General features: G+C 62.8%; 23 protein-coding genes. 9 read left to right on the forward strand and 14 right to left on the reverse strand.

What is annotated here, in order from left to right; translation table 11 throughout:
* Nucleotides 1-2: 2 nt before the first annotated feature.
* From AAEO81_RS15750 to AAEO81_RS15760, 3 genes are all read left to right on the forward strand, one after another.
* Complete coding sequence (locus tag AAEO81_RS15750; protein WP_341964545.1) at nucleotides 3-1,556, forward strand: winged helix-turn-helix domain-containing protein; 1,554 nt, start codon at nucleotides 3-5, stop codon at nucleotides 1,554-1,556.
* 14 nt (nucleotides 1,557-1,570) lie between these two features.
* Nucleotides 1,571-2,188, forward strand: coding sequence for a response regulator (locus AAEO81_RS15755; protein WP_341957628.1), 618 nt, complete (start codon nucleotides 1,571-1,573; stop codon nucleotides 2,186-2,188).
* Between the two features lie 204 nt (nucleotides 2,189-2,392).
* Nucleotides 2,393-4,684: an ATP-binding protein gene (locus AAEO81_RS15760; protein ID WP_341957629.1), complete on the forward strand. Its 2,292-nt coding sequence runs from the start codon at nucleotides 2,393-2,395 to the stop codon at nucleotides 4,682-4,684.
* 127 nt (nucleotides 4,685-4,811) lie between these two features.
* Here AAEO81_RS15760 and AAEO81_RS15765 read toward each other — a convergent pair whose 3' ends face one another.
* Nucleotides 4,812-5,456 carry a phosphohydrolase gene (locus AAEO81_RS15765; RefSeq protein ID WP_341957630.1) on the reverse strand — a complete coding sequence of 215 codons (645 nt, stop codon included), beginning with the start codon at nucleotides 5,454-5,456 and terminating at the stop codon, nucleotides 4,812-4,814.
* Nucleotides 5,457-5,680: 224 nt separating this feature from the next.
* Here AAEO81_RS15765 and AAEO81_RS15770 point away from each other — a divergent pair, with 224 nt between their 5' ends.
* The gene (locus tag AAEO81_RS15770; protein WP_166594318.1) at nucleotides 5,681-6,190 is read left to right on the forward strand and encodes an AraC family transcriptional regulator; all 510 of its coding nucleotides are present in this window, start codon (nucleotides 5,681-5,683) and stop codon (nucleotides 6,188-6,190) included.
* An 11-nt stretch (nucleotides 6,191-6,201) separates the two neighbouring features.
* Here the strand turns inward: AAEO81_RS15770 and AAEO81_RS15775 are convergent, their stop codons facing one another.
* Complete coding sequence (locus AAEO81_RS15775) at nucleotides 6,202-7,464, reverse strand: OprD family porin (protein WP_341964546.1); 1,263 nt, start codon at nucleotides 7,462-7,464, stop codon at nucleotides 6,202-6,204.
* A 335-nt stretch (nucleotides 7,465-7,799) separates the two neighbouring features.
* Between AAEO81_RS15775 and AAEO81_RS15780 the strand changes: the two genes are divergently transcribed.
* Nucleotides 7,800-8,720 carry a LysR substrate-binding domain-containing protein gene (locus AAEO81_RS15780; RefSeq protein ID WP_341957633.1) on the forward strand — a complete coding sequence of 307 codons (921 nt, stop codon included), beginning with the start codon at nucleotides 7,800-7,802 and terminating at the stop codon, nucleotides 8,718-8,720.
* Nucleotides 8,721-8,983: 263 nt separating this feature from the next.
* Here the strand turns inward: AAEO81_RS15780 and sctU are convergent, their stop codons facing one another.
* From sctU to sctW, 12 genes are all read right to left on the reverse strand, one after another.
* Nucleotides 8,984-10,060 (reverse strand): type III secretion system export apparatus subunit SctU, encoded by a 1,077-nt coding sequence (gene sctU / locus AAEO81_RS15785; RefSeq protein WP_341957634.1) that lies wholly within the window; start codon nucleotides 10,058-10,060, stop codon nucleotides 8,984-8,986.
* A gap of 28 nt (nucleotides 10,061-10,088) precedes the next feature.
* Complete coding sequence (sctT, locus tag AAEO81_RS15790; RefSeq protein WP_166594322.1) at nucleotides 10,089-10,883, reverse strand: type III secretion system export apparatus subunit SctT; 795 nt, start codon at nucleotides 10,881-10,883, stop codon at nucleotides 10,089-10,091.
* On the reverse strand, nucleotides 10,884-11,150 hold the full coding sequence (gene sctS, locus AAEO81_RS15795; protein WP_296187369.1) for a type III secretion system export apparatus subunit SctS: 267 nt from the start codon (nucleotides 11,148-11,150) through the stop codon (nucleotides 10,884-10,886).
* An 8-nt stretch (nucleotides 11,151-11,158) separates the two neighbouring features.
* Nucleotides 11,159-11,812 carry a type III secretion system export apparatus subunit SctR gene (gene sctR, locus AAEO81_RS15800; RefSeq protein WP_341957639.1) on the reverse strand — a complete coding sequence of 218 codons (654 nt, stop codon included), beginning with the start codon at nucleotides 11,810-11,812 and terminating at the stop codon, nucleotides 11,159-11,161.
* Complete coding sequence (locus tag AAEO81_RS15805) at nucleotides 11,809-12,246, reverse strand: FliM/FliN family flagellar motor switch protein (protein WP_341957641.1); 438 nt, start codon at nucleotides 12,244-12,246, stop codon at nucleotides 11,809-11,811. The genes sctR and AAEO81_RS15805 overlap by 4 nt, the downstream gene beginning before the upstream one ends.
* A complete protein-coding gene (locus tag AAEO81_RS15810) occupies nucleotides 12,236-12,958 on the reverse strand; it encodes a type III secretion system protein (protein ID WP_341957643.1) in 723 nt (240 codons plus the stop codon). Before AAEO81_RS15810 ends, AAEO81_RS15805 begins: the two co-directional genes overlap by 11 nt.
* Complete coding sequence (locus tag AAEO81_RS15815; protein WP_341957645.1) at nucleotides 12,955-13,503, reverse strand: type III secretion system HrpP C-terminal domain-containing protein; 549 nt, start codon at nucleotides 13,501-13,503, stop codon at nucleotides 12,955-12,957. Before AAEO81_RS15815 ends, AAEO81_RS15810 begins: the two co-directional genes overlap by 4 nt.
* Before the next feature lie 24 nt (nucleotides 13,504-13,527).
* Nucleotides 13,528-13,974, reverse strand: a complete 447-nt coding sequence (locus tag AAEO81_RS15820; protein ID WP_341957647.1) for a type III secretion protein — start codon at nucleotides 13,972-13,974, stop codon at nucleotides 13,528-13,530.
* A gap of 368 nt (nucleotides 13,975-14,342) precedes the next feature.
* Nucleotides 14,343-15,692, reverse strand: a complete 1,350-nt coding sequence (locus AAEO81_RS15825; protein ID WP_341957649.1) for a FliI/YscN family ATPase — start codon at nucleotides 15,690-15,692, stop codon at nucleotides 14,343-14,345.
* Entirely contained in the window at nucleotides 15,689-16,699 is a 1,011-nt protein-coding gene (gene sctD / locus AAEO81_RS15830; RefSeq protein WP_341957652.1) for a type III secretion system inner membrane ring subunit SctD, read from the reverse strand. The genes AAEO81_RS15825 and sctD overlap by 4 nt, the downstream gene beginning before the upstream one ends.
* Before the next feature lie 18 nt (nucleotides 16,700-16,717).
* Nucleotides 16,718-18,811, reverse strand: coding sequence for a type III secretion system export apparatus subunit SctV (gene sctV, locus AAEO81_RS15835; protein ID WP_341957654.1), 2,094 nt, complete (start codon nucleotides 18,809-18,811; stop codon nucleotides 16,718-16,720).
* The gene (gene sctW / locus AAEO81_RS15840) at nucleotides 18,811-19,923 is read right to left on the reverse strand and encodes a type III secretion system gatekeeper subunit SctW (RefSeq protein ID WP_341957656.1); all 1,113 of its coding nucleotides are present in this window, start codon (nucleotides 19,921-19,923) and stop codon (nucleotides 18,811-18,813) included. The genes sctV and sctW overlap by 1 nt, the downstream gene beginning before the upstream one ends.
* A 244-nt stretch (nucleotides 19,924-20,167) precedes the next feature.
* On the opposite strand from sctW, the gene AAEO81_RS15845 reads away from it, so the two are divergent.
* The 4 genes from AAEO81_RS15845 (at nucleotide 20,168) to AAEO81_RS15860 (ending at nucleotide 26,196) form a co-directional block, all read left to right on the forward strand.
* Nucleotides 20,168-20,722 carry an RNA polymerase sigma factor gene (locus AAEO81_RS15845; protein WP_341957658.1) on the forward strand — a complete coding sequence of 185 codons (555 nt, stop codon included), beginning with the start codon at nucleotides 20,168-20,170 and terminating at the stop codon, nucleotides 20,720-20,722.
* A 545-nt stretch (nucleotides 20,723-21,267) separates the two neighbouring features.
* The gene (locus AAEO81_RS15850) at nucleotides 21,268-23,622 is read left to right on the forward strand and encodes a type III effector HrpK domain-containing protein (protein ID WP_341957661.1); all 2,355 of its coding nucleotides are present in this window, start codon (nucleotides 21,268-21,270) and stop codon (nucleotides 23,620-23,622) included.
* A 173-nt stretch (nucleotides 23,623-23,795) separates the two neighbouring features.
* Nucleotides 23,796-24,635, forward strand: coding sequence for a transglycosylase SLT domain-containing protein (locus AAEO81_RS15855; RefSeq protein ID WP_341964547.1), 840 nt, complete (start codon nucleotides 23,796-23,798; stop codon nucleotides 24,633-24,635).
* Between the two features lie 85 nt (nucleotides 24,636-24,720).
* Nucleotides 24,721-26,196, forward strand: a complete 1,476-nt coding sequence (locus AAEO81_RS15860; RefSeq protein WP_341957663.1) for a type III effector — start codon at nucleotides 24,721-24,723, stop codon at nucleotides 26,194-26,196.
* Nucleotides 26,197-26,985 lie beyond the last annotated feature (789 nt).

Genomic DNA, 26,985 nt, shown 5'->3' on the forward strand with positions numbered 1-26,985 from the left:
AGATGATAAGTCTCGGTCAGGCTACTGTGTCCCTGGACCTCAGGGACGTTTTCAAAGACGGCGTTGCCCTGCGCATTGGCACCCGCGCGTTCGATATTCTGGAAATGCTGATTCGCCATCAGGGGCAACTGGTCAGCAAGGAACAGATACTTCAGCACGTGTGGCCCGACACGATCGTTGAGGAAAATAACTTGCAGGTGCACATTTCGGCGCTGCGCAAGGCGCTGGGCGCTGACCGCGACCTGATTCGCACGATCCCCGGTCGTGGCTACCTGTTATTGGGCGGCGAGGGTGCCTGGCCTGACGCCACCTTGCAGGACCCGTTGCCCAAGGCGCGGGAAACAGCCTCGGGATGGGGACCATCAAGCGCCAGGCATCGGCTGCCCGCGAGCGTCGATCTGGTGGGGCGCGAGGCGTTGCTGGACGAGGTGGAGGCGGTTTTGAACGACGGCCACGCGTTGGTCACCCTGATCGGGCCGGGGGGCGTGGGCAAGACCAGTCTGGCGGTGGTGCTCGGCCAGCAGCGTATCGACCGCGAGGCAATGCCGGTGTGTTTCGTGCCGCTGGCCGAGTTGCAACGGGGCGATCGGCTGTGCGAAGTGCTGGCGGCCGCGTTGGGCGTTGAGCCCGTCGAGGGTGAGCCGCTGGCGGCGAGCATATGCCAACACGTTGTTCGCCATCCGGGCCTGATTATCCTCGACAACTGTGAGCACCTCATCGACGAGATCGCCGGGCTGGTCGAGGCCGTGTTACGGGGCGCGCCGTGTGCACGGCTGCTGGCCACCAGTCGTGAGCCCCTGCGGATTGCCGGCGAACGCAGCGTGCAAGTACCCCCGCTCACGGCGCCCGCACCGGACGCCAGCCGCGAAAACGTGTTGCAAAGCACCTCCGCTCAGCTGTTTCTGCGGCATTGGCGGGCACTGGACTGCCACATGGGCGGCAGCGGCGACACCGAACTGGACGATTACAGCGTCGAGCTGGTGGGTGAGGTCTGCCGGCGTCTGGACGGTATGCCATTGGCGCTGGAAATGGCGGCGGCACGGGCCACGGCACTGGGTCTTTATCAACTGGTCGCCAGTCTGGACGACAGCGTTCATCTGCTGACCGCGAGCCTGCGTACCGCGCCGCCACGGCAACAAACGCTGCATGCGTCGCTGGCCTGGAGCTATCGTTTGCTGAGCCGGGACGAACGTGCGGTGCTCAGGCTGCTCGCCGATCTGGACGGCCCGTTCACGCTGGATCAGGCGTGCCATGCCTTGCAGTGCGCGACGCTCGCCCGGGCGTGCATCATGGATTGCATGGTGAGGCTGGCGACCAAGTCGTTGTTGGTGGTGTCGGCCCAAGGACCGTTCCGTTTTTATTGCATGCTGGCGGCAACGCGGGCCTGCCTGCGGGTGGTTCAGACCCAGGAAATCGCTGGCGAAACCCTCAGGCTCGACCCGCGCTACCGTGTTCCCGCCGCTGCACAGGGCGATATCCAACCGCTCAGGGCTGTTCCGTTGGGTCCCGACGGGTATCATCCTCAGGCACACAGAGCACTGGCGTTGAGCCGCTGAAGACGGAAGAGTTTATGAATGCGACACCCCGGGTCTATGTGGTCGATGACGACGCCGCCATCCGTACCGCGCTGCAGCGCTTGTTGAATTCGGAGGACATCGCGTGCAGCGCCTTCGACAGCGCCGCCGCCTTTTTGGCGCACCCGCTCGATGAAGCCCCGACCTGTCTGTTGCTCGACGTCAATCTCGCCCACGGCACGGGTTTCGATTTGCAGGATGAATTGCAGGTGCGCGGCCTGCATTTTCCGATCATCTTCATGACCGGCTACGGCACCATCGCCATGTCGGTCAAGGCCATCAAAGCCGGGGCCCATGAGTTCCTGACCAAGCCATTCGAACCGGAGCACCTCCTGGACCTGGTGCGCGAAGCGCTGTCCGCCGACGCACGCAACCTGTCGGAACGCCGCCTGACGTTTAACGTGCGCGACCGTTTCAATCACCTGACGCCCCGTGAACGACAAGTCATGGGTTTATTGATCACCGGCAAAATGAATAAACAGATCGCTGTCGAATTGGGCACCAGCGAAGTGACCGCCAAAGTTCACAAAAAACATGTCATGGCAAAAATGAACGCACGCAATGTCATCGAACTTTTGAAGATGCACGAGCGGCTCGGTGTCATGACGCAATGACTAACCGCACATTTATACATCTTCAGTAGTTTGAAGTTTATATGTCGTGTGACCTGCCAATCGCGTCAACTTTCCGCCCGACAAAGTTGTGCTTATGATTCGCAGGGCCGATGAGTTCCATGCGGTTGTTTACGCCTGTCGAACTCAGGCACGGTCCGCGGGGCACGATCTGGCCCCTGACGTTGAATCTCACCAAGGGCTTTCATGAGCAGCGTTTTTGATGCGCCATCAGGCAGGGCTCCCCACGACGCGCTCTTCGGGCCGGAGTGGTGGGGGCAGCTCGTCTGGGAATGGCTGCTCGCCGACGGCGAACTGAGTCATTTCCGGGTGAGGCTCCCCGACGGCGGAGGTCAGCAGTGGCGCGTGATCAGTGCGGCCGCCGGCGCAAGTGACAATGCCACGCGGCGGCTGGAACATGAGTTTTCCCTCGCGGCCCGGTTGTCGCCCCGGTGGGCGCTGCAACCGCTGGCGCTGTTGTCCGACGCATTGCCCAGCGGCCATGGCCTGCTGCTGGTGTCGAGCGATCCGGGCGGGCAGCCGCTGCACGAACTGGCCAATCAACCCTTGTCGATCGAACGTTTTCTGCACCTGGCCATCGGCGCCTCGTCTGCTTTGGTGCATCTTCACGCAGAAGGGCTGCTGCACCGTGACATCAAGCCGTGCAATCTGGTGGAAGGAGCTGATGGCAGTGTGCGGCTGAGCGGATTTGGACTGAGCGTCGAGGCCCACCCTTCGGGCGCTCTGCCAGTGTCGGATTCAATTTGCGGCACGCTGGCGTACATGTCGCCGGAGCAATCGCGCAGGGTCGAGCGTCACGCCGATCAGCGCAGCGACCTTTACTCTCTCGGCATGACGTTTTACGAGTGGTTGGCCGGCCACTTGCCGTTCGAGGCCCGCGACGCCGTCGAATGGGTGTACTGCCATGTGGCGCGACAGCCACCGGCGCTCAGCCTGTATCGCGGTGACATTCCTCCCGCGCTGTCGGAGCTGGTGCTCAAGTTGCTGGCCAAGAACCCGGACGACCGTTACCAAAGCACGGCTGATCTGCTGGCAGACCTGCGTTCGTGCAACTGCCAGTGGCAACGGCTTCAGGACATTCCCGCATTGGGCCACGACCTGGCGCCGGCGCGCAGTGAAGCGTACCGGCACGCGCTGATCACGCAGGCGCGGCAGCGGGAGGCGATTCTGGCATCTCGCGTCAGTGTCACCATTGCCGGAGGGCAGGACACGCTCGACCTCGCGTCGGTGATGAAAGCGGCGCAGGCATTGAGTGACGAGACCGAGCAGGATCGCCTGATCGAAATCCTCATGCGCACCACCATCTTGCATGCCGGTGCACAGCGAGCGCTGCTGATGCTCGTGAAGAACGAGGCGCCGCTGATCCACGCGATTGGCCGTGACGACGATGGCGGCCTGCGGATCGAATTGGTGAACCTGACCCCCAGCAAGGCGCACTTGCCCCTGTCGATCCTCTACCGGGTGATGCGTACCCAACAGCGTCTGGTGATCGAGGATGTCTCCGCCGACGGCTACTTCGGCGACGATGAATACCTCGACGAGCATCGTGTGCGGTCCGCGTTGTGCCTGCCGTTGCTCAAGCAGCGCCAGGTGATCGGTGTGCTGTACCTGGAAAACAATCTGGCGCCGGGGGTGTTCACGGCCAACAGAGCCGGGGTGTTGGAGCTCTTGGCCGGGCAGGCGGCCATCTCGCTGGAGACCGCTCGACTGCATCAGGAACTGATGGCGGAAAACGCTCGCCGACACGACATTGAAACCGCGCTGCGAAACGCCAGGGCCAAACTGGCGAGGGTGTCGCAAGTCACGGTCATGGGTGAGCTGGCGGCGTCGATTGCCCACGAAATCAACCAGCCGTTGGCGTCGATGGTGTCCAATGCCGCAGCAAGCCTGCGCTGGTTGAACCGGGAGACCCCGAAGGTCGATGAAGCGCTGTCCGGGCTGCGGGACATCGTGCAGGACGGTCGGCGTGCCGGAGAAATCGTCAATGCCCTGCAGTCTCTCGCGCGACAAGGTGCGCAGCAGCGACGGCGGCTGTTGATCAACGACGTGATCCGTCACGTCGTGGCGCTGACCGTGGTCGAGGTGGAGCAACACAGAGTCCTGATGACCAGCCACCTGACCCGCTCACCGTTGCAGGTCTACGGTTGCGAAGTGCAATTGCAGCAGGTGGTGCTGAACTTGATCCTCAACGCGCTGGACGCCCTGAGCGCGGGCGACCAGGTGCTCAGACGCCTGTCGATCACCAGCGAAGCGGTGCACGATGATTATCTGGTGGTGAGCGTGGAAGACACCGGCCCGGGCATCGCCCTTGAGGACATGGATAAGGTGTTCAACGCGTTCTACACCACCAAGGACAAAGGCATGGGCATGGGATTGGCGATCTGCCGCTCCATCGTCAACGCCCACGGCGGCCAGCTGTACGTCATGCCTGCGCGCTACGGCGGCGCCACGTTCGTCTTCACCCTCCCGGCGGTTTGAGCGGCAGACGCAGGCTGCGAGCTACGAGCTACGAGCTACGAGCTGCAAGCTGCGAGCTAGAAGCGGCGAACGCTGAACCTGAGACCTCCGCGCACAGCTTGAAGCTTGAAGCTTGCCGCTTGAAGCTTCAATACGGCCAAGTCGACGCCAGCAACCGTTCGCAGAACCCGCCCGCATTCAGATGGTGGTCATGAAACTCCAGCACGTCGGCGTTGATCGTGCCGTAGGTGCTTTGCCGTCGGTGCAGTTGTCCCTCGGCCAGCGTATGCAGGAACTTGATCTTGAATCCGGCTTCGCGGGGGAATGCGTTGAGTACGCAGGCGAGGACACCGGGGCAGAGCGCCTGGCAATGGGTGCCAAGCAAGTCGGTGTCGACGGCCGCCGCCAGCAGCGCTGTCAACGCCGGTTTGTGCGAGGGAATGCCGGGGGTGGTGTGCAGGGCGATGGCGTCCCAGACGAGGGCGATGTCATCGCGGGAGCGGCCATAACCTCGCAGGAACTGGGCCGCTGCGTCGGCGCTGTCCACTTCGAAGCGCTGCTGGGAATGGCGATACAGCGTTGTGACACCGATGCGCAAAAACAGCGCGCTGATGTACAGCAGGTCGGGTTCATAGCGCAGTTCACGGCCTTGGCCGATCAGACTGGCGAAGACGAACGTGCGGCAGGCGGCGTCGAACATCAGTCCGGACTGGGTCGCCCGCATCAACTCGGTCGCCGCACGGGCCATCGCGCTGTCGGGGATCGAGATTCCAGCAACATATCGGGTGGTCACGTGCGTCCCTCGCAACGAACCGGGCTTTGGCATGTTCAGACCTTAAACCGCTCGGGCGACAGCGTCTTTGTGCGGCGCCTTAAACGTCCTGAAAGAGTCTGGGTCGGGCTACCTGGCAGGCGCGGATTATTAACCATTCAGAACATTTAATACCCGGAGAAGGACTTTAAGGCCTCTGCGGACCAGACTCCAGAGACCGCCCCCTGCGACCTGGAGAGCCCGGAATGAATGCAATCAACTCGACTTTGTACAACGCGTTGCTGGCGTCTTTGCGTGCCTTGCCCGACGGCGAGCAACAACTGCTGGAACAGGTGGTGCGTGAGCTGTCGAATCGCGTGGCCTCGGAAGCGGAACGCCCTGAGACCGAGACCCCGGCCGAGCGCGTGGCGCTGTCTCCGTGGCAGGAGCGGCGGGCCAAGGAGCTGATGGCCAGCCAGATGGACAAGGGCCTGTCGATTGCCCGTATCGCCAGCGAATGCTCGTTGTCGCGCAGCCATTTCTCACGGGCGTTCAAGAAAAACACCGGCCTGTCCCCCCGCGACTGGTTCCTGCAAATGCGACTGGACCGCGCCCGTGGGCTGTTGAGCGAATCGGCGCTAACCATTTCCCAGATCAGCCTGGACTGCGGGTTCGCCGATCAATCGCACTTCACCCGCGTGTTCACCCGAGTGGTCGGGATTACGCCGTTCAACTGGCGCCGGTCCAAGGCGCACGTGTTGGCGTGTGCGGGGTGATCAATGCAGCGCTACAAGACATTCAACGGGTACTGAACCACCACATACCAGCGATCAATGTCATCGCCGCCTTGCGCGTCGTTGCCGCGATGGGACACATGGGACAGGTTGAACAGCAGGTCTTTCGCCGGGCCTGACTGCACGACGTATTTGACGTCGATGTCGCGCTCCCAATGCCGTCCGCCCTTGCCCTGGACCGGCTGGAAACGTCCCGTCTCTTCGTCGAACGGCTGGTACACCGCGCCTTGAGGGGCGTGGGTGCCGTCGATCTGGCTGCCGCGCACGTAGCGGGTCATGAATTTCAGGCCTGGCACGCCGAGCACGCTGGCGTCGAGGTCGTAGCGCAGTTGCCAGGACTGCTCGTGGGCGCCGTTGAAGTCGGCGTATTTGATCGAGTTGGCGAGGTAAATCGAATCGCCCCCCACAAAGTCGAACGGCGTGTCGCCATCGATTTTCTGATAGGCGAGGGTGAGCGCCTGACCGCCCAGGCTGTATTTCGTGGACAGGCTCCAGGCCGTGTTGTCGATGGCTCCGGCCCGTGCGCTGCCTTGATCCAGCGTGCGATACACGTTGGCATCCGTCAGCAATGAGCTGTTGTCGGACGGCACGGCGAGGTAGTGCAGGTTGCCGTAATACTGCCGCCAGGTGTCAGTGAGTTGCGAGCCATAGACCGACCCGCCGAACGGCCCGTCGCCCGTGCTTTCCACGCCCGCCAGCGAGATCGCCCGACCACGGGTGCTGGCGCCATAGCCATCGAAATCGCCGTGGGCGGTGGAGGCGTTTTCGTTCTTGAACGCGTTGAAGTGCCCTGCGACCAGTTTCAATCCGTCGACATCCCGGCTGTCGAGAAACAGGCCGGTGGCGTATTCCGGTTGCAGGCGTTTGTCCCCGGTGTCGAGGACCGGCGTCTCGACTTCCATCTCGCCGATTTTCAGCGTGGTGTTCGAGAGCCGCAGCTTCAGTGCACCGCCGGCGCTGGCGTAATCGTCTTCGGCACGGCCGTCGCTGTCCAGCGGCAGCAATCCGGTCCCGGCGTGACCTCGGCCGCTGTCGAGCTTCAGGCCATAGAAACCGTGGGCATCGACACCAACGCCCAACATGCCTTGGGTAAACCCGGATTGCATGTTGGCGATAAAACCCTGGGCCCATTCCTGTCGATAACTCTGATCGGGGTGCCCGGTGCGGTAGTCGTTCTGCAGGAAGAAATTGCGCGCCAGAATGTTCAATGAAGTGCCCGCGAGGAAGCCCTGATCATCGGGGGCGGTGGCGGCCATCAAGGTCGGGGAAGTGGTGAGTAACGCCAGGGACAGCAGGGACAATCGGCTTGCCATGAAACGGCCTTCTGAAGAGTGAACACGCAAGCCGTCAATGTGGCAGGCACGGACGCGCGGGGATTGATGCCCTGTGCGCGTTTTAGTCCGGGAGTGCTGCGTGATAAATGAAGGCGTCAACGTCACGAAGAGCACATTCATGCAAGCCGTACGGCAACCGACTGTGTATATCTGCCCGAGCCGTTTACAGTGCCTCGCTTGTTGTGCATTGTTGACGGGCTCGAACCGTGCGCCGCCCAGCGCGGGCCTTTCCCTCATGCTTACACCGGAACCGATCCATGAATCGCAACGACCTGCGCCGCGTCGACATGAACCTGTTAGTGATCTTCGAAGCGTTGATGTTCGAACGCAACCTGACGCGGGTCGCTGAGAAGCTGTTTATGGGCCAGCCCGCGATCAGTGCCGCGCTGGCCCGTTTGCGCGATTTGTTCGACGACCCGTTGCTGCTGCGCAACGGCCGGGCCATGGAGCCGACGGCCCGTGCGCTGGACATTCTCAAGGAGCTGCAACCGGCGCTCGACACCATTTCCGGGGCCGTGAGTCGCGCCAAGGAATTCGACCCGGCCACCAGCTGCGACGTGTTTCGGATCGGGCTCTCCGACGATGCCGAGTTTGGATTGTTTCCGCCGCTGCTGACGCGCCTGCGGGAAGAGGCCCCGGGGATCATCGTCGTGGTGCGCCGAGCCAATTACCTGCTGATGCCGTCGCTGCTGGCGTCCGGGGAAATTTCGGTGGGCATCAGCTACACCACCGAACTGCCGGCCAACGCCAAGCGCAAGAAACTGCGCGACATCGGCTGCAAGGTGCTGCGGGGCGACAAGCGTCCCGGCACGTTGACGCTGGACGATTACTGCGAGCGGCCGCACACCATGGTGTCGTTCTCGGGGGATCTGAGCGGCAACATCGACCTGGACCTGGCCAAGGTCGGGCGGGCGAGAAGGGTGGTGGTGGCGGTGCCTCAGTTCAGTGGTTTGCGCGCCTTGTTGGCCGGCACCGAGCTGATCGCGACCGTCCCGGATTACGCGGCCTGCGCGTTGGTAGAAGGCTGCGCGCTGCGGGCCGAAGACCCACCGTTCCCCATCGAGCCAGCCGAGTTGTCGATGGTCTGGAGCGGCGTCCACGACAACGACCCCGCCGAACGCTGGTTGCGCGCGCGGATTACCGAGTTCATGTCCCAGGAAACGCGGCCGATGCCGTGAGCCGTGTGGAGCTTCGCGTCAGTGCTGAGTTGCCCGTACTGCCGCTTTCGCTGCCGTCGTAACCTCCGGCGTCTCCTACAGAACCGTGGTTAGTCCCGATCCGAACGGTATCTGATCGGACGCCATCGCGGGCAAGCGCGCTCCTACGGTCTTTCGTCGAACACAAACACAGCGTTCGCCGCCTATCCTGTGGGAGACGCCGGAGGTTACGACGGCAGCGAAAGCGATGTGCCTGTCACCCACGGCATCCCTGTCCAGACACCTTAATCCTCCTCTATCCGAATGAGCTCGTCCGTCACTTCCTCCAGCTGCCGCACGACCTGATAAATGTGCGCCACGGCCAGCAGGGTCGGGCGGGGGATGTGTTTGCCGGGTTTGACCTTGTACAGCGTTCGCGCCAGCCAGATGCTTTGCACCACCGGAATCCCGGCTTTCTTCGCTCGGGCGATGAGGGCCAGGGCGTCGTCGTCTTCGCCTTTGCAATGAATCAGCGGTAACGGCGTTTTTCCCGGCCGGTAGTACAGCGCGACGGCGTAGTGGGTCGGGTTGACCACGAGCATGTCGGCATCTTCCACGGGTTTCGGCGGCGCGGTCGGGGCCTGGTTCAGCAGCTCATGGGCCAGTTGCCGACGATGGCCTTTGACGTGGGGATCGCCCTCGGACTGTTTGTATTCCTTCTTGATGTCCTCATGGCTCATGCGCAGCTTTTTCGCGTGGAAATACTTCTGCAACGCGAAGTCCACGACGCCGATCACCACCAGCAGCCCCAAGGTGGCCCGGAGGATGTGGCGGAACAGCTGCAACAGCGAATGCCAGTAGGTCGTCAGGTCAGTGTTGGACAGCAAAATCAACGCCCCCAGCGACGGCTTGACCACCGCGTACAGCGTCGCGGCAATCGCCACCGCCTTGAGAATGCTGAGCAGCAGCGTCGTCAGGCTCTGGGCCGAGAACATCTGCTTGGCGTGGGCAAACGGGTTGAGCTTGTTGAGGTCGATCTTCAAGGCTTTGGGCGCGAACAGAAAGCCGATCTGCATCCAGCTCCCCACCAGCCGCATCAGCACCGCGATGCCGACGCTGCTGAGGATGAATCCGACCAGCACCGAGGCGCCTTCGCTGGCCACCTGTTCGAGGGTGTGCAGGTAGGGTTTGCCGATCCCCTGAAACGACAGCGACAGCAAATGCAGCAGCCGCGCCACGCTTTCATCGGCCAACCCCAGCGTGACCTCGCTGACCACCAGCAGCACCAGGAGTTTGCTCAGGTCCTGACTCTGCCCGACCTGGCCTTTCTCCCGGGCGTCGCGCAGCTGTTTGGGCGTGGCTTTTTCGGTTTTTTCGCTCATCGACTGCCCCTGTTTATCCGGTGCGCGCTCACGGCACCGGCACCAATTGCGTCAGCAAATGCTTGAGATCCGCCAGTTGCAGAATCTGGCCGTTGCCCAGTTCCAACAGGGTCGGCAGGTAGATCAGCAGAAACGCGATGCCCGCCATGCTCTTCGCCGGCATGGCCAGAATCGACACGTTGAGCTGCTGCGCGTACAGGCCGATGATCGCCAGCGCCGCTTCGATCAGCAGCAACAGGCCAATGAACGGCGCGGCGTAGAGCATCATGTGCTGCAGGGTCTGGTTGAGCTGTTCGAGAAACACGTCCAGCCCTTCGACCGTCATGCCTGGCAGCCACGCGGTGGGCGGCCAGACCTGGTAGCTGTCCCAGATCACCTGGGTGATCAGCGACAAACCGCCCGACAGGATCACCAGCATGATCAGGGTTTCCTGAAACAGCTCGCCCAAGGGGGTTGCGTCAGGCCCGAGGGCCGGGTTCAACTGCCCGCCGCTCAAGGCGCCGCGTTGGCTGTCGAGCAGTGCGCCAACCGAGGCGAACATCCAGAAGGGCGCGTACAGCAGCAGGCCGAGCAGGGTGCCCAGCACCGCTTCCTTGAGCAGCAGCGCGCCGATGGAAAACCAGTCGTTTTCAAAGGATGACAGCGCGCGGCTGATGGCGGGGGCCGGAACCATCGACACCACCAGCACCACGGCATAGCGCAGCGGGCCCTTGAGGTATTTGAAGCAGAACGCCGGGACCAGAATCATGCACGGCAACAGGCGCGCCGCTGCCAGGCCCATGCCCAGCATCAATTCAAACAGCCCCTGTGCGTCGAAGGGCATCTAGTGCATGCCCCCGGAACGGGCGATCAGGTCGAATGACATGTTGATGAACTGAATCAGTTCGACACCGATCCAGCGCCCGGTCATGGCCAGGGTCAGGCCGACCGCCGCCAGTTTGATGCCGAAGGGCAGGGTCTGGTCCTGAATCTGCATCAGGGCCTGCACCAGCGAAGTGATCACCCCTACCAGCACGGCAACCCCTAACGGGGGCGCCGTGAGGATCACCACCAGAAACATGCCCTGCTTGAACAACGCCAACGCTTCCATGGGCCGCCTCACATGTACGAATAAAAGAGACTGTCGAGCAGGCGTGTCCAGCCTTGCACCAGCACGAACAGCAACAGTTTCAGCGGCAGGGAAATGGTCATCGGCGAGACCATCTGCATGCCCAGCGCGAGCAGCAGGTTGGAGACGATCAGGTCGATGACGATGAACGGGATGTAGATCAGAAAGCCGATCTGAAACCCGGCCTGCAATTCCGACAGCACGAACGCCGGGACCGCCAGCAGCAGGTCGCTCTTGGTCGCCTGATCAGCCATTTCCTTGGGCCACATGCGTTGGGTGTTGTCCAGCAAGTGGGCGCTGACGTCGGGGTCGGTGTTTCGGGTCATGAAGCGTTGCAGCGGCTCGATCACCGTGCTGGCGCTGGCCTGGAGTTTGTCGGTGCTGCCCATTTCCAGCGGGTGTTCGTGAATCCGCTGCTGAATCTCGTGGGCCACCGGGGCCATGACGAACATGGTCGCCGCCAAGGCGATGCCGTACATCGCCATGTTCGGTGGCACCTGCTGCACGCCGATGGCGTTGCGGGTGATCAGCAAGGTCATGGCGATTTTCAGAAAGGCCGTGCAGACGATCAGCAGAAACGGAATCAGCGACAGGGCGCCGAGAAACAGCGCCAGCATGACCGGGTTCATCCCGTCCATGATCATGCGGGCGACGCCATGCGGATGATGTGCAGGCCGAGGCGGCCTTCGACGTCCACCAGTTCGCCCTCGGCCACCACGCGGTCGCCGTGGCACAACGTCGCGTAGCCGGGGGCGATGCCGCTGACTTCCAGCACCGTGCCCGCCGCGATCCGGCGCAGGTCGCCGAGGGTCAGGTCGAGGTGGCCGCAGCGCAGGGTCAAGGCCATGGGCAGGTGATCGAGCGGGTCGAGTGTGTGTTGCGGCTGGGATTCGGAGGTCGGCGTGTCGAGGGTGTCTTCGAACGGGGCGTCGGCGGGGTGTGCCCAATCCGTTTCAGCGGGGTCTTCGTGGAGCGGTTGCCCGTGGTCTTGGTAGGCGTCTTCGGCCACGGGGGAAACGTCCTGATCCTCGTCGGTCAGGGTGTCCAGCTCTTCGTCGTAGAGCGCTTCATTGGCCATGTTCCAGGGTTTCCTCGTGGCTGAGCCGTACATACAGCTGGCGTTCGTCGCTGTCGGTGTGCACTGCCCATTGCCGTCCGCCGAGGTTCAGGCGGCCTTGGCCATCGCTGTCGAAATGGCTCAGCGTGGGCAGCAGCACGTCACCAGGTTGCAGTGACGTGAGTTGCGCCAGGCTCAGCGACAGTTCGCCCAGTTCCAGCGGCTGTCGGACGGGCCATTGCTCGTCGAGCGCTTGCCGATGCCGGTACCAGTCAGCGCCTTGCAGTACGCGGAGCAAGACGTCGGCAGTGGCGCGGATCACCCCGTGCAGGCATTGATCGCCCCATTGCAGCTGAATCCGACAGGTTACGGCGGCGGTTGGCAGTGCAGTGTCAGTGCTGAGTGGCACAAGGGGCGAAAGCAGTTCCGCGATGACCGGACTGAATCGCTGATTCAATACCTGCCAGTACCAGGGCTGAGGTTCGCCGGAGAGGGTGACGGGCAACTCGCCGAGCAGGGTGAGCAGGGCGTCGGCGTTGCTCAGGCCCAAGATGCCAAGGGCGCTGTCGAACCAGATCAGTGAGTGATGCTCGGTGAAATCGGACGTCATCGGGCGCAGGGTCAGTTCGCCCGGCAGGCCTTGCGCGCTGAAGGCCAGCGTGGCCCCGGCGCCGAGTTGGCGACTGAAGTGCGCGGCGTGAGGATCGATCTGGCGGAAAGTCAGGGCGTTCATGCAGGCAGTTCCTCGTGAAAAGACAGGTCGACGTCATGACCCAGTGCGTCGGCCAGTGCAGTTTCACAGGCCCGTTGGTGGGGCTGGACGCGCTTGAGCACGCCTTTTCGGGCGAAGCCCAGTTCGACGTTCCATTGGTTGTCGCGTTTGTTGGCGTTGACCTGGACCTTGCCCAGCGTCGGCATCAGCAGGGTCACGCTGAACGGGCCGTCGGGTTGGGCGGGCAGGCGCTCGGCGAGTTCGTGAATCAGTTGGGTTGGCACGCCTTCGCTCGGGGGCAACAGGCTGAAACCGCTGCCACCGAAGCCCGAATGATCGGGTTCTTCGCTCACGGGCGGGACCAGCAGTTGCGAGAAAAACAGGCCGTCGGCGTTCAGCGCGTCGTTGGGGCTGGACTGAGGCGATGCCGTGGTGGGGCGACTGACATCGGATCGGCGGGCGCCACTCAGCGTGAGGCGGTCGGCCAGCGTGGACGGTTCAGGTGATGCCGGACGCTGCGCAGGGTGTGCAGCTGGGCGAGGGGGCGCTTTGATCGGTGCGTTCATCGGGCTCAACCTTATCGTTGAAAATCAGCTCTGTTCGTTGACGGCTTCGGCGAGGCAGGCCAGTTTCTCCACGGCCCGTTGGGCGGCCTTCGCGGCGGCCATGGCCTCGGTGATCCGTTGGCGCTGGTCGTCGATGCCCAGCTTTTGCCGCTCCACGTCCTGACGGATATAGGCCAGGCGGTCGAGCATGCGGTGTTCCTTTTCGTGCCAGCGGTCGAGGTCATTCAAGGGCATGGTCTTGTTCAGGTTGACTTCGCTCAACACCTGACGCCGCTCCCGCTGATTGACCCGCTCCTGGCTCAACACCTCGCGGGTCTCCTGCAATTGCACCTGCATCGCCTCCAACGCCTGCTGCGCCAGACGCTGCGCCCGCTCGGCACTCGCCTGACGGTGCTGACGCAACGGCGTCAGCACACCGATCACCTGCTCCATGGCTAGGCGTTGCGGATCGGTTTCGAGTTCTTCTTCCATCCAACAATCCTCCAGCACTGAAACTCGGGCCGACGGGTTAAAACAGGGTCCCCCTGTGGGAGCGAATTCATTCGCGAAGCGGCGGGGTGGCCAACGGAGATGTGTCGGCTGTACCGGCCTCTCGCGAATGAATTCGCTCCTACAGATTTCGTGCGTTGCAGCCAAGCCCGGGCCGACGGGTTGAAACGCGATCCCCTGTGGGAGCCGCCGGAGGTTACGACGGCAGCGAACGCGGTGGGTCAGCTGTAGAGGGATTGCCTGACCCTCCGCATTCGCGGCTGTCGCACAGCTCCAGCAGCTCCCATAGGAATGGGTTAGCTGGCTCAGAACCCATCCGTAGCCGGGGTCTTGGTGCAGCCACCCCCATTTCACTCCGGCAACTGCGATGTCAACGCCATCAACGCTTCAAGCGTCTCCTGCAACGGCACCGGCTCGCGCAAATCCTGGCGCAGGAAGGCGTTGATCGGTTCGTTAAGCTGCACCGCGCAATCGGTCACGGGGTCGCCGCCAGGCTGGTATTCGCCGAGGCGCAGAAGCATTTCCACCTGTTTGTACGCCGCCATGAGCCGCCGCAGCCGGTTGTTCGCCTGCTGGTGTTCGCGGCCAGTCACGTTGCTGAGAATCCGGCTGATGCTGGCTTGCACGTCAATCGCGGGGTAGTGGCCGCGTTCGGCCAGCTTGCGCGACAGCACGATGTGACCGTCCAACAGCGACCGCACTTCGTCGGCCACAGGATCGTTCATCGAATCCTGCTCGATCAGCACGGTGTACAGCGCGGTGATGGACCCCTTTTCGCTCATCCCGGCCCGTTCCACCAGACGCGGCAATAGCGTGTACACCGACGGCGGCAAGCCACCCCGGCCCAGCGGTTCGCCCGCCGCGATGCCGATTTCCCGTTGGGCCCGGGCGAAACGCGTCAGAGAGTCCAGCAGCAACAGCACCTTCATGCCGCGCTCGCGGTAGGCCTCGGCGATGGCGGTCGCGGTGAACGCCGCACGGGCCCGCTCCATGCTGGACCGGTCGGACGTGGCGCAGACCAGCACCGAGCGGCTGCGCAACGTGGCGTCCAGTTCGTGATCCAGAAATTCGCGCAATTCCCGACCCCGCTCACCGATCAGGCCGAAGACGATCACGTCGCAGTCCATGTTGCGCGCCAGCTCGGCCATCAGCGTGGTCTTGCCGCAACCGGCCCCGGCGAACAGCCCGACGCGCTGACCTTCGCCCAGCAGAATCGCGCTGTCGATGGCCCGCACGCCGGTGGGCAACGCGTTGGTGATCCGTGGGCGCTGAGTGGGCGGCAGGGCGTCGGCGATCACCGGCAGCGTCACCCGACGATCACCGGGACCGGCAAAAGCGCCCAACGAGTCCTCCAGCAACGGCCGGCCGAACCCGTCCAGCACGCTGCCGAGCAGGCTGTCATCGACGCCGATACGGTGGGCCATGCCGAGGGGGCGAATGTGCGCGCCGACCTGAATCCCGTCCGGCGTGCCCAAAGCGCTGAGCAGCGTGCAGTCGCGGGTGAAACCGACGATTTCCGCCAGCATGGTGCTGCCGTCGGCCTTGCTGACTTCGCACAGGTCCCCGACCTTCGCCGCCGGAATCTGGCACTCCAGCAAAATCCCGCTCACCGCACTCACGCGGCCGCTGACCTGCACGGCAGAAAACCCGCTCAGCCGCCGGGCGTGGCCGGTTTTCCAGTGATCGAGGGCGGCGTTCACCAGTTCACCTCGTAATGCCGTTCGCCGTCGAACTGAATGCGATTGTCGTCGATGCGGGTCAGGCGCAACCCGGCCAGTTCATCGCCGACGTACAGCCGATGCCCGTCCGCCGTGACCAGATGCGCGTGCGGCCCGGACATGATCTGCACGATGGTGAACGGCAGGCCGTTGCTGGACGTGGTGACGTTGTCGATCACGCCGACGGGCGTGTCATAACGGTCTTTGAAGCGTTGCAGCATGCGCTGATACACCACCTGCGACTCGGCTTTCAGGTTGCCGCTCAACACCAGACCTTCGGGCGTCTGCTGCACATCGACGCCACTGAGCAGGCGGTCGCTGAGCATGGTGGTGAGCTGGCGCCGGGTGTCGTCGACATTGGCCAGGTGAATACGTTTTGAAGCAGGTTCCGCGACGGGTTTCAAGGCGGGTTTTGTGGTTGCTGCGGAAGGCTTCGACGGTTGGACCATGGCGACGGCGGCCACCGTGTCCGGACTGCCGCTGCTACGGGTCAGGCTCCAGGCGCTGCCAGCAACGCCCAACAACACGCCGACGATGACCCCGGTGGTGCGGTTCAACAGCCTTGAGCGCGACTCGACTTTTTCCAGCGGGGGTGCGCTGCTGCGGGCGTCTGGTGCAGGGTCGGGCGGCTCGGTCACAGGCGTTTCCTGCGCGGCTTCGACCCGAGGTTGCGGGATGACAACCGGCACCGATGGCCACGCATCTTCGGCCGCCGACACGCACAGCCACACCGAACCCAGCACGAACGCGGTGTTGGGGATCAGTTCGGCGGTCGCGTGACGATGGCCTTCCTGATCGCCGATCTGACCCTCGGCCGCGTTCAGCACGAACCCTTCGCCTTGGCGCTGCAAGCGGCAATGCACCTGTTCGACACCCGGGTCGTGCAGCGCCAGGTCCTGCTCCTCGTCCGAGCCGATCACCCATTGTTCACCCACCAGGGGCAGGGCAGCGCCTTGATGCAGGCCGGTCAACACCCGTAATTCAAACATGCGACGCTCTCCAGCCACTCACGCGGCGTACTCGTTGTCCAGCGCTTCCAGGTCTTCTTCGAGGTCGAAGCGGCCCAGCACCTTGACCTGCGCAGCGTTGTTGATTTCGGCGAACGACAGCACCGGCACGTGATAGAACTCTTCCTGCAACAGGGTCCGCAGCGGGCTGCGCAGGTCCTGAGCCACGAGCAGCACCGCGCGTTCGGCGGTGCGGAGCGGGAAGGCGATGTGCAGCTGCTGCACCAGCAACTGGCTGGTCTCGTTGTCCAGCGCGAAGAAGGTTTCGGTCTGGGTCTGGCGCAGGCCGTCGCGCAAGATGCCTTCGCTTTCCGGGGTCAGCACCCACACCAGCAACCCTTCGGCGCCGCAGTATTGGTGGTAGATCTGCGACTTCAGGGCGATGCGCACGTAGTCGGCCAGCACCGTCACTTCCCGTTCGTGCTGGCCGTGTTCGATGAGGGTTTCGGCGATCACCCGAATGGCCCGAAGCGGCACGCACTCCGACGCCAGACGTTGCAACACCGCCGAGAACCGCGCCAGTGGCAGCACCCGTTGCATTTCCTGGGCGAGTTCCGGTTGTTCGCTTTCCAGCCAGCCGAGGATCGCCTTGGTTTCCTGCAAGCCGATGAATTGCGGGCCGCAGGACTGCAAGGCGCGCTCCATGCGCTCGATGATCAGGGTCATGGCGTCCACCCGCTCGACGTCATGGTTCTGCAATTGCGGGTCGTCATAAGGCAGCCACAGCCATTGGCCTTCCTGCCGCTCGACGCTGCCGTAGACCCCGGCGTCCGGCGATTCTTCAACCATCCGCGCATCCACCGCCACGTGGCTTTGGGTGAACGTCGCTTTGAGCAGCGGCACCTCGTAGACGGAAAAGCGGAATTCATCCGGTGGCAGGTGTTCGGCCTGTTCGATGATGAAGGAGGGCAGGGTCAGGCCGTATTGCACCACCAGCCGGTTGCGACGCTGGCGAATCTCGCTGACCAGCGCCTCGACCTGCGCCGGGTTCTGGCTGGGGTGGAATTGCAGGACGAACTGACGACTCGGCGAAAAGGTCCGCAAGTCTTCGCGGCCGTTCATCTCCGGCGCCACGGCCACCGCCTGCACCTGTTCCGCCTGGGGTTTGGCGCGGTGCAGTTGCAGCAACCCGCCCGTGCCGCAGACGATCGAAATGACGATGAACACCGCAGTCGGCATGCCCGGCAGCGCGGCGAAGCCGAGCATGGCCACGGCGGCGATGATCCAGGCCTTGGGCTGGCTGGTGATCTGCTCGGCGATCTGCCGACCGATATTGGCCTCGGCGCGGTCCTCGTCCGGCACGCGGGTGATGATCATGCCGCAGGTGACCGAAATCAGCAGCGCTGGAATCTGCGCGATGAGGCCGTCGCCGATGGTCAGCACGGTGTAGACCTGCAAGGCATCGCCCGCCGTCATGTTGTGCTGGACCACGCCGATGGCGATGCCGCCGATCATGTTGATCGCGACGATGATCAGGCTGGCGATGGCGTCGCCGTTGACGAACTTCATCGCCCCGTCCATGGCGCCGAACAACTGGCTTTCCTTGCCCAGCTCAGAGCGACGACGGCGGGCTTCATGAACGCTGATCAGGTTGGCGCGCAAATCGCTGTCGATGGACATCTGCTTGCCGGGCATGGCGTCCAGCGTGAACCGCGCGCCGACTTCCGCCACCCGCTCGGAACCCTTGGTGATCACCAGGAAATTGACCACGGTGAGGATCAGGAAGATCACCATGCCCACCGCCAGGTTGCCGCCGACCACGAACTGGCCGAAGGCTTCGACGATGTGCCCGGCGTCCTGATTGAGCAGAATCAGCCGGGTGGTGGAAATCGACAGCGCCAGACGGAACATCGTCGTCAGCAGCAGCACCGCCGGGAAAGTCGAGAACGCCAGCGGGCGGGGCAGGTGCATCGCGAGCATGATCAGCAGGCAGGAAATACAGATGTTGATGGCAATCAGCACGTCCACCAGGCCCGTGGGCAGCGGCGTGATCATCATGAAGACGATGGCGATCACCACAAAAGCGCCGACGATTTCCGAGCGGCGCATGGCCGCCAAGGCGAGTTGGTTGAGCAGGTTGATGACACGATCCATCAGGCGAGGCCCCCTTGCTGCGGGTTCTGTTCCAGCCGAGTCAGCTCGGCCATGAGGATGAGCAGGTTGCCCAAGGCGTTCTGGCGGCTTTTCATGTCGCGCCACAGGAGAATCGGCAATTGCTGCAACATCGGCCGCAGACCGTTGAGGAACGCGAGCTGATGCTTGAGCTGTTTGCCGCCGATGTGCTGGGTCAGTTGCAGGGTTTCATTGAGGCTCATGCCTTTGGCGGACAGCGCGAGCAGGTGTTTGAGGAATGCGGCGGAATCCACCTGGACGCCGGGGTTTTTGTTGCGCATCCGCCCCAGCAGGTGTTCGCAGCTTTGCAGCAGGGTCGCGACGTGGCGCGCCGTGTTGAGGCCGTGCATCAGCGTGCGCAATTGCTGGGGCGATGTGGAAGGGGTGAGGGCGGAGAGGTCGTCGGCGAGGGCGCTGCGCATGTCCCGCAGGTTGAGTTCGAACTCGCCGGCCTGCTCCTGTTCATTGAGGAGGGCATCGATCAGGCCGGTGATGTTGGGTTGACCGGACACGGCCACGCCGTACAGGTTGCGCAGGGCGCCCCGCCGTTTGTTGTCGATGCCCGAGCGGGCGAAGGCCTTGGCGCTGTTGATTCCCGCGCGCGCCCGCTGGCCGTATTGGCGGCGCAGCAGCTTCAATTGTTGGGTCAGGACCACGTGTTCGCCGGTGGCGCCGTCCGCTTGCGCCTGCTTTCTCGCGGCCTGAAGCACCACGTGCGCCTTCGCGGGATCGCCTTCGGAAAAATCGAGAATCTGCTCAAGGCTGGCGGCCCGTTCCTTTTGCAACTGTTTGCGCATCTTGCGGGCCGCGTCGTCGAGCCCGGAATCCTGACTGCCCATCAACAGTTGATACAACTCCCCCAGCTTCGCCGCGCGAGACTGCAAGGCATTGCCGCTCGCCACCAGTTCGCGCTGACCCAGGCTGCGGCTCTGTTGCACCAGCGCCGACGCGAAACGGGCCACCTGTTGCGGCGAGGTGCCGCCCAGGTTCGGCAGGTTGGTGCGCGGGGGCGTCGTGACCGTCGCCGCGTTCTTCGCGAGGGCGGGCTCAGGGGTGTGCAACGCTTGAGGAGCAGCGGGAGCGGAGATCTTCATAGGACGATTCTGAGCGTGGTCATGGGCTCTGAGTGGGGCGTCCGGGGATTACGGTTCCATCGATTCCGCACAATCGGCATCTGTGCCAAAAACCGTTCGGGATTCAGTGCCTTCGCGCAAGTTTTTGCACGGAAGGATTTGGTGCATAAATTATTATTGATACAAATCAGTGGGATAGAGGGTTTTAGAGGCTGGCACGGCTATCGCTATAGGGCTAACACACTTCAAACAAGGAAGAGCCCTGATGTTCCCAAGCCTCGCACTGCTCGACATCGAACCTAAAAAGCGCCACCAGCCGATCTCCGGCATCCGCCAATTGACGAGCGATCAGATCAAGATGATTCGTGCATTCATTCAGAAGCGCGTGATGAATCCGGACGACGTTGACGACATCCTGCAATGCACTTTTCTAGAGGCGCTGCGCAGCGAACACAAGTTCCAGAACGCGAGCAAACCGCAGACGTGGTTGTGCGGGATCGCGCTGAACCTGATCCGCAATCACTTTCGCAAAATGTATCGTCAGCCCTATCAGGAGAGCTGGGAGGACCAGACCCACACCGAACTCGACAGCCAGGGTGACATCGGGCATCAGGTGGACGGCCACCGCCAACTGGATCGCGTGGTCAAGGCCATCGGGACCTTGCCATCGAACATGCAGCGGGTGATCGAAGTGTCACTGGAAATGGACGGCAACTATCAGGAAACCGCGAGTTCGCTGGGGGTGCCGATTGGCACGGTGCGTTCGCGCCTGTCCCGTGCCAGGGAACAGTTGAAACGTCAGATGGACCCGTTCAGTTGAGGCCGGTCTTCTTCAGCCAGGTTCAGCGTTGGCCGAGCGCAGCCGAAACGGCCAGACCGTTTCAGATGTGCTCGGAAACGGTGGCAGCGTTGACCAGGTCGTACAGGGCGAAGGCGCGGTTAACCAGGAAAACGGTAACAGCGGTGAGGGCAATGGCATTGATCAGGTGGATAGTCATGGTCGTGAGTCCTGTAGGGAAGATCGTAAGGGAGGTAAGCGATGGAGGCGATGTTACGCGAGGCCCGAAAAACCTGAAGACAATCGCTTTCATGGTGGACATCAACAGGATTGATAAGGGCGGCGGGAGGCTCTAGTGCAAGTCTGTCAGCTCTGCGCAGAACCTCTGTAGGAGCGAATTCATTCGCGATTGGCCAGTACATCCGACTCTTGTCTGTCGACTGTACGGGCGCCTCGCGAATGAATTCGCTCCTACAGTCTTGGCCATCGCAGGCCTGAAAAAACGACACAACCTGAAACATTTCCCGGAACCGACCTGCATGCGGGACCACACAGTTGCCATCCTTCATTCCCGGATGGCGACTCCCATGCGTATTTCGAACAGCCCCTACAGCGGTATCGCACCTCAGTCCGACAGCGGCGAGTCGGCTCAATCCCTGCCACTGGCAAAATCAGCCAGCACGTTGCTGAGTCAGGGCGCGAACCCCAATGTCCAGTTCGGCGCGGCGACGGCTCAGCCTTCCGGGGACGTCGCCGCGACTGAAAAGCAATTGCTGTCTCTGCTGTTGCAACTGTTCAAAGGCAATGCGCAAGCCCCGCAGACACCGCAAACCCCGCCCCAAGGCACGCCGGCCAACACGTCATCGTCGGCCACATCCTCGGCCAACACGCCCACACAAGCCCCGGCCAGCGCCAGCAAACCCAACGCTGTCAGCGACGTCAGCGCCTCGACACCCACCGATGCCAGCCAACCCACCGACCAGCCCAAATCCACCGAAGCCAGCTTCCTCGACGACTCGAAATACTCATCGCCCAAAGAGCTGGAACGTTGGGCGCCGATGGTCGCCAACTTGCCGCCGGACCAGCGCGAGCAGGCCGCCAAGGAGCTGAACCGGCCCATCGCCGCCGCGCGCATGGCCGCTGAAAAAGGCCCGGACGCCGCCAAGGCCATGGACTTCATCAACGCCAACCCGGCGCTGAAAACCGCCGTGGACACCGGCAAACACGGCGGCAAGGCTGACGGCAAGATCACCGACGGTGACCTCAAGGCCTTCGCCAAAAACATGCAAAAGGCCGCCGACAGCGCCGACAAAGACATCTCGAATTACCAGAAAGACCACCCGGACGCCGATCCGCAGTCAATGGAACTGGTGCGCAGCGCCGCCCTGATGCGCGCCAACGAACCGCTGACCAAGGCCGCCGACCCCAAGCACGCGGCGGGCACGGACGGCGAAACCAAAGTCGACGGGCTGACCAGCGCCGACGGTTTGAAAGCCCTGCAGAGCGACAACCCCGGACTGGCCGGACCGCTCAAACAGGCGGCCAAGACCTGGTCGCAGCCGGGTCTCCTGACCCAGATCGACCAGGGCGGTCTGGAAGGGCGGTCACTGGCGGCCCACAGCCCCGATAAACTGTTCAGCGCCAGCAACATCAGCGACTGGATCAAGAAACAGGCGCCCACCAACGGCGGTGAATTCGCCAGCGTGTTGAGCGACGCCGCGACCCTCAATTCGGTCGCCAACACCGACATCAGCAAGCTGGGCAAGGACGTCTTCGACAACCCTACGGCCTACACCGGCGAGCAAAAGGCTGCGGTGATGGTCAAGTTGCAACAGACCCAGCAAAGCGTCGTGGCCGGGGAAGACCTGCGCAAGACCGGCAAGACCGAAGACGCACTCAACGAGAAAATCGGCCAGTTGCAGGCCGACCCGGATGTGCAAGCCTTCCTCGATCAGCAGATCCCGCAGCAGTCGCGCAACCTGGTCAACAGCACGCCGAGCCTGCAAAAGGCCGTCAACGAGCAGATGCAGAAGGTCAACAGCGGTGAGGCCTTGCAGACTGATTTGAACACCGCCGACAAGGCCACCAGCAAGGACAAACCCAACGCCGATTACAGCAGTGCCCTCGGCGGATTGTCCGCGCAACTGCAAATGCAACAGGACCTGCTGGGGCCGAACGCCAACGTGCCCACCGCGCAACAGGTGCTGGGCCAACGCCCGGACCTGCAAGGCAAGGTTCAGGACTCGTACGTCAGTAATTTCAGCGAAGGCGGCGCGGTCAAGCAGCTGCTGAACCAGAAGAAAGCCGACGGCGAGCAAGCCTTGAATAGCGCCGACGCGCAAAAGGCGGCCTACGACAGTGTGTTGCCGCAGGATTTCGTGCAGGGCCAACAACAGAACTACGTGCAGTCCACCTTCGCCCAGCTTCAGGACTCCAAACCCGGCCGCAAGATGCTCGACGAAGCGAGCAAGGGCGACAAGGACCACGCGCCGTCCCAGGTCGCGAAAATGGCCTCCCACATGGGCCCGGCAGCGTTCCAGTCCATCGCAGGCTTCGCCTCTGTCTCGGACATGCTGGCCCGCGGCGACAAGACCGACGCCGCCAAGACGATTTACGACAGCACCAAATCCGGCCTGTCAGCCGCCAAGCAAGGCTACGACGCGGTGGCGAAATCCGCCGGGCGCGCCGGGTTGGGTGAAGTGGCCGCGAAAGTCGGCGGGCGCGTCGCGGGCATGGTCGTCGGTGAAGCCGCCGGGATGGCAGCCGGGGCCGCCATCGGCGCCTCGATTCCGGTGGTCGGCTGGATCGCCGACGCCGCCATGAGCCTGGGTTTCGGGATCTCCGCGATCATCGAAGCCGTGAAGAAGCACAAGGCGCAGAAAGCCTTCGACCACAACGTCGACCCGGTCCTGGACCAATTCGGCATTCCGAAGGCCCATTGATTCTTCCCTGACCTGAAACGAGGTAAACGATCATGAACATGAGTGTTTCGTCGCATCGCCCCCTGCAGGACCTGAACACGCCCACGGATTTTTCCTCACTGAGCGGCAAATCCGGCCAGCACAACGGCCTCGGCAGCAGTGGCAGCGGCAACCAGGCCATCGACCCCAGCGCATTGCTGTTCGCCAGCCCGACGCAGTCCCAGGTCAATTTCGCGCCGCCCAACAGCCAGGACCCGCAGGTGGACGCCAGCAACCCGGCCTCCAGCACTGATCAACAAGCGGGCGTGGTGCAGCAGATCATGAGCCTGCTGATGCAATTGATCCAGATGCTCATGCAGAACAACCCCAACAGCCCGTCCAACGCGCAAAACCTCGCGACGCAGAACCCGGCCACTGGCAGCGGAAGCGGTGCCGGCAGCGGCGCAGTGGACGGGGCGGGTTCCGGCGCAGGTTCGGGCGAGGGCGCGTCGGGTGCAGAGGGCGCTGGGGCTCCAACGAGCAACGCCGCCAGCGCGGTGCCGGGCGATACGTCGCTCACCGGTTCAGGCGATCTGCACCTGCCCAAGCAGCTCGAACCGTACCGCAACGACATCATGGACGCCTCGAACGCCACGGGCGTTCCGCCGAGCGTGCTGGCCGGGCAGATCTGGGCCGAGTCCCGTGGCCAGTTGGGCCAGGACACCACCAACGTCAACGGCAAGACCGATGCGGGCCTGATGCAGGTCAACGCCGATACCTTCGCCGGTCTGAAAAAGGAAAACCCCGATCTGCTGGGCAACGCCGACGTGAACAACGCCCACGACAACATCATGGCGGGCGCGCTGTACATGCGCGATCAGAAAGAGGCGTTCGGCGACTGGGGTTCCGCGCTGCGGGCCTACAACTCCGGCCCGGACAAGGTCAGCAAGGGTGACCTGGCCAACGCAGGCGGCGTGGGCGATCCCGACTACGTCAACAACGTCATGAACTTCGCGAAGATCATCGAAAGCGGTCAGGGGCAATTGCCCGGCTGATCGGTGACTCGCTCAAGGACCGGGTGACGGGCGGGTGTGTGCCCGTCGCGCGGTCTGGCTCGTACATCAACAAGAGGTGTTAACCATGAATGGAATCCAGAGAACCCCCCAAGGCGCTCAGCCGGTCGCCAGCACGTCGGCGAACACCGTCAACGACACCGACGCAGGGCATGGCGCGGGGCGGGTTGCCGCGTTGTCTCCGGCGCTGGTGCAAGCGGAAGTCACGCTGATCGCCGATTACCTGAAACAGCACGTTTTTTCTGCCCATTACCAGAATTTGAAAACGGCTCCTCCCGGCGCCAGCCAAGCGGCGCTGGATGACATCAACCAACATAACGAAGGCGTGACCCGGCATAACGCGCAGCTCAACGACATCGCCACCAGCCGTGCCCGCGTGTTGCAGCGGGAGGGCGAAACCCTGAGCGACATCGCCGACACCCTGGCCAAGGGCGAGAAGTTCGACCGGCTGGCAACTCACACGTCCAGCGCGTTCCGTGCGATTCCGTTCGCCGCCGCGACGGCGTTGCAGTACGCCCGCCCCCAGATCAACAAGGGCGACTGGCTGCCGACGCCACTCAAACCTCTGACGCCGCTGATTTCTGGGGCGCTGTCGGGTGTCATGGATCAGGTGGGCACCGGGGTGATGAACCGGGTGACCGGCGATAATCAATTCCTCAAGACCACGCCTGACAAGCTGCATGATGCAATGGCGACCTCCCAGCGGCTGCACGCACCGGGGCTGGTCAGGCAGAGCGTCGACATGGGCGTGGCGATTCAGGGCTACACCGCCCGTAACGCAGCGCGTACGGTCATGGCCACCGCGCTGGCGGGGCATCCCAAGGCACAGGGCGCGATGGACACCGCAATCTCGACGGTCGGCGGACTCGGGGCGAATGCCGTATTCGGCAACCGGTTGCAAGCCACGGAACACCGTGACCATCAGCGCGGTGGGGCCTATGTGTTCGGCCGTAAAGACGCCGAGGCCAAGCCGCTGGACGAAGAAACGGAATGGCTCGACGCCTATAAGGGCATCAAGAACGCCAGCTATTCGGGGGCGGCGGTCAATGCGGGCAAACGCCTCGCGGGCATGCCTATCGACATCCTGACCGACAGCAGCAAAGCCGTGCGCAGCCTGGTCTCGGCCACCAGCCTGACCCAGAACGGGCTGGCGTTGGCGGGTGGGTTCGCGGGCGTGGGCAAGTTGCAGGAATTGGCGACCAAAAACCTCAGTAATCCTTATGCGAAGACCGTTGTCAGCCAGTTGACCAACACTGCTGCATCGGCCGCCGTGTTTGCTGGCTGGACCACCGCAGGCGTGATGACCGATCCGGCCACCAAAGGCGCCGAGGCCTTCCTGCAAAACACCGTCAAGGGTGCGGCGTCCACCTCGGCGTCGTTTGTGGGCGACAAGAGCGTGGCGGGCGCCAAAGCCGTCGGCCGTGGTGCTTCCGAAACCGTGTCCACAACCGGCGCGGCCTTGCGGGCGCAGTACGAGAATCATGTGCGCCGTCGTGAACGGGAGCGGGATGTTGAGGGGGAAGGGGGGATGGAGATGGCCTGAGGTGGCTTGAAGTTTTGAGCCGCGAGTTTTGAGCTGCAAGCTGCAAGAAAGAGCAGAATTCGCGCGCTTCAGACGCTTTTGATTCTGCCCGGAGGGCGTAGGAGTTGGCTTGCCTACGATCGGCTGCGAAGCAGTCGCAAATTCAGAGCATGCGATCTGTCTGACAGGGTGGAGGTGTTTGGTTCTACTGCCGCTACGCAGCAGATTGTAGGCAAGCCAACTCCCACGGCCCGTAATCAAAAGCGTTGTGCAGCGCTTGTTAGAGTACGCGACGCGTTCAGTGACTATGCGAGCTGATGCGTTAGCGTATAGCGTTAGCCTTTATGGCCTTAGTTCTTTTCCGTCTGCACTTATTTGGCGCATACACATTAGCTATCCATAACTCGAAAGTCTGTTAATACCCCTCAAAACTTGCACAATCGTGCTTTTATTTAAGCCCACAGAACTAATAGCACACGACCCACTCGAAGCGTTTAATGGCAGATAGTTTGCCATCGGGCGGATGAAGCTTCGTGGTTGAGGCGCACGCCCGAAATCAGGACTAACCTGAGCAGACGCGGGCGTTCGCCGTTGATACCGACTGTCCAGTCAAACGCCGCTCGCTGGCTGCACAGGCCATCCATGCAAGTCAGGAAATGTAGACCGTCCTTATTTGGGGACACCGTTTTTATTGTCGACGACATTCACTGGCCGGGCACTTCGCCCGCCTCGACAGACATGACACTTGGAGCAATCGGCGATGAATAAGCAATGGGTTTGGGGCCTGACGGTTTCCGTGCTGGCTTTGGG

It is taken from the genome of Pseudomonas sp. RC10, from assembly GCF_038397775.1.
GTDB lineage: Bacteria > Pseudomonadota > Gammaproteobacteria > Pseudomonadales > Pseudomonadaceae > Aquipseudomonas > Aquipseudomonas bambusae.

Coding starts and splice junctions, on each gene's coding strand:
- sctR (WP_341957639.1), bottom strand. CDS start 11,812: ATGATCATGGACGGGATGAACCCGGTCATGCTGGCGCTGTTTCTCGGC.
- AAEO81_RS15755 (WP_341957628.1), top strand. CDS start 1,571: ATGAATGCGACACCCCGGGTCTATGTGGTCGATGACGACGCCGCCATC.
- sctW (WP_341957656.1), bottom strand. CDS start 19,923: ATGAAGATCTCCGCTCCCGCTGCTCCTCAAGCGTTGCACACCCCTGAG.
- sctT (WP_166594322.1), bottom strand. CDS start 10,883: ATGCCCTTCGACGCACAGGGGCTGTTTGAATTGATGCTGGGCATGGGC.
- AAEO81_RS15820 (WP_341957647.1), bottom strand. CDS start 13,974: ATGGAAGAAGAACTCGAAACCGATCCGCAACGCCTAGCCATGGAGCAG.
- sctS (WP_296187369.1), bottom strand. CDS start 11,150: ATGGAAGCGTTGGCGTTGTTCAAGCAGGGCATGTTTCTGGTGGTGATC.
- AAEO81_RS15770 (WP_166594318.1), top strand. CDS start 5,681: ATGAATGCAATCAACTCGACTTTGTACAACGCGTTGCTGGCGTCTTTG.
- AAEO81_RS15775 (WP_341964546.1), bottom strand. CDS start 7,464: ATGGCCGCCACCGCCCCCGATGATCAGGGCTTCCTCGCGGGCACTTCA.
- sctU (WP_341957634.1), bottom strand. CDS start 10,060: ATGAGCGAAAAAACCGAAAAAGCCACGCCCAAACAGCTGCGCGACGCC.
- AAEO81_RS15850 (WP_341957661.1), top strand. CDS start 21,268: ATGCGTATTTCGAACAGCCCCTACAGCGGTATCGCACCTCAGTCCGAC.
- AAEO81_RS15780 (WP_341957633.1), top strand. CDS start 7,800: ATGAATCGCAACGACCTGCGCCGCGTCGACATGAACCTGTTAGTGATC.
- sctD (WP_341957652.1), bottom strand. CDS start 16,699: ATGTTTGAATTACGGGTGTTGACCGGCCTGCATCAAGGCGCTGCCCTG.
- AAEO81_RS15860 (WP_341957663.1), top strand. CDS start 24,721: ATGAATGGAATCCAGAGAACCCCCCAAGGCGCTCAGCCGGTCGCCAGC.
- AAEO81_RS15750 (WP_341964545.1), top strand. CDS start 3: ATGATAAGTCTCGGTCAGGCTACTGTGTCCCTGGACCTCAGGGACGTT.
- AAEO81_RS15815 (WP_341957645.1), bottom strand. CDS start 13,503: ATGAACGCACCGATCAAAGCGCCCCCTCGCCCAGCTGCACACCCTGCG.
- AAEO81_RS15805 (WP_341957641.1), bottom strand. CDS start 12,246: ATGGCCAATGAAGCGCTCTACGACGAAGAGCTGGACACCCTGACCGAC.
- sctV (WP_341957654.1), bottom strand. CDS start 18,811: ATGGATCGTGTCATCAACCTGCTCAACCAACTCGCCTTGGCGGCCATG.
- AAEO81_RS15760 (WP_341957629.1), top strand. CDS start 2,393: ATGAGCAGCGTTTTTGATGCGCCATCAGGCAGGGCTCCCCACGACGCG.
- AAEO81_RS15845 (WP_341957658.1), top strand. CDS start 20,168: ATGTTCCCAAGCCTCGCACTGCTCGACATCGAACCTAAAAAGCGCCAC.
- AAEO81_RS15810 (WP_341957643.1), bottom strand. CDS start 12,958: ATGAACGCCCTGACTTTCCGCCAGATCGATCCTCACGCCGCGCACTTC.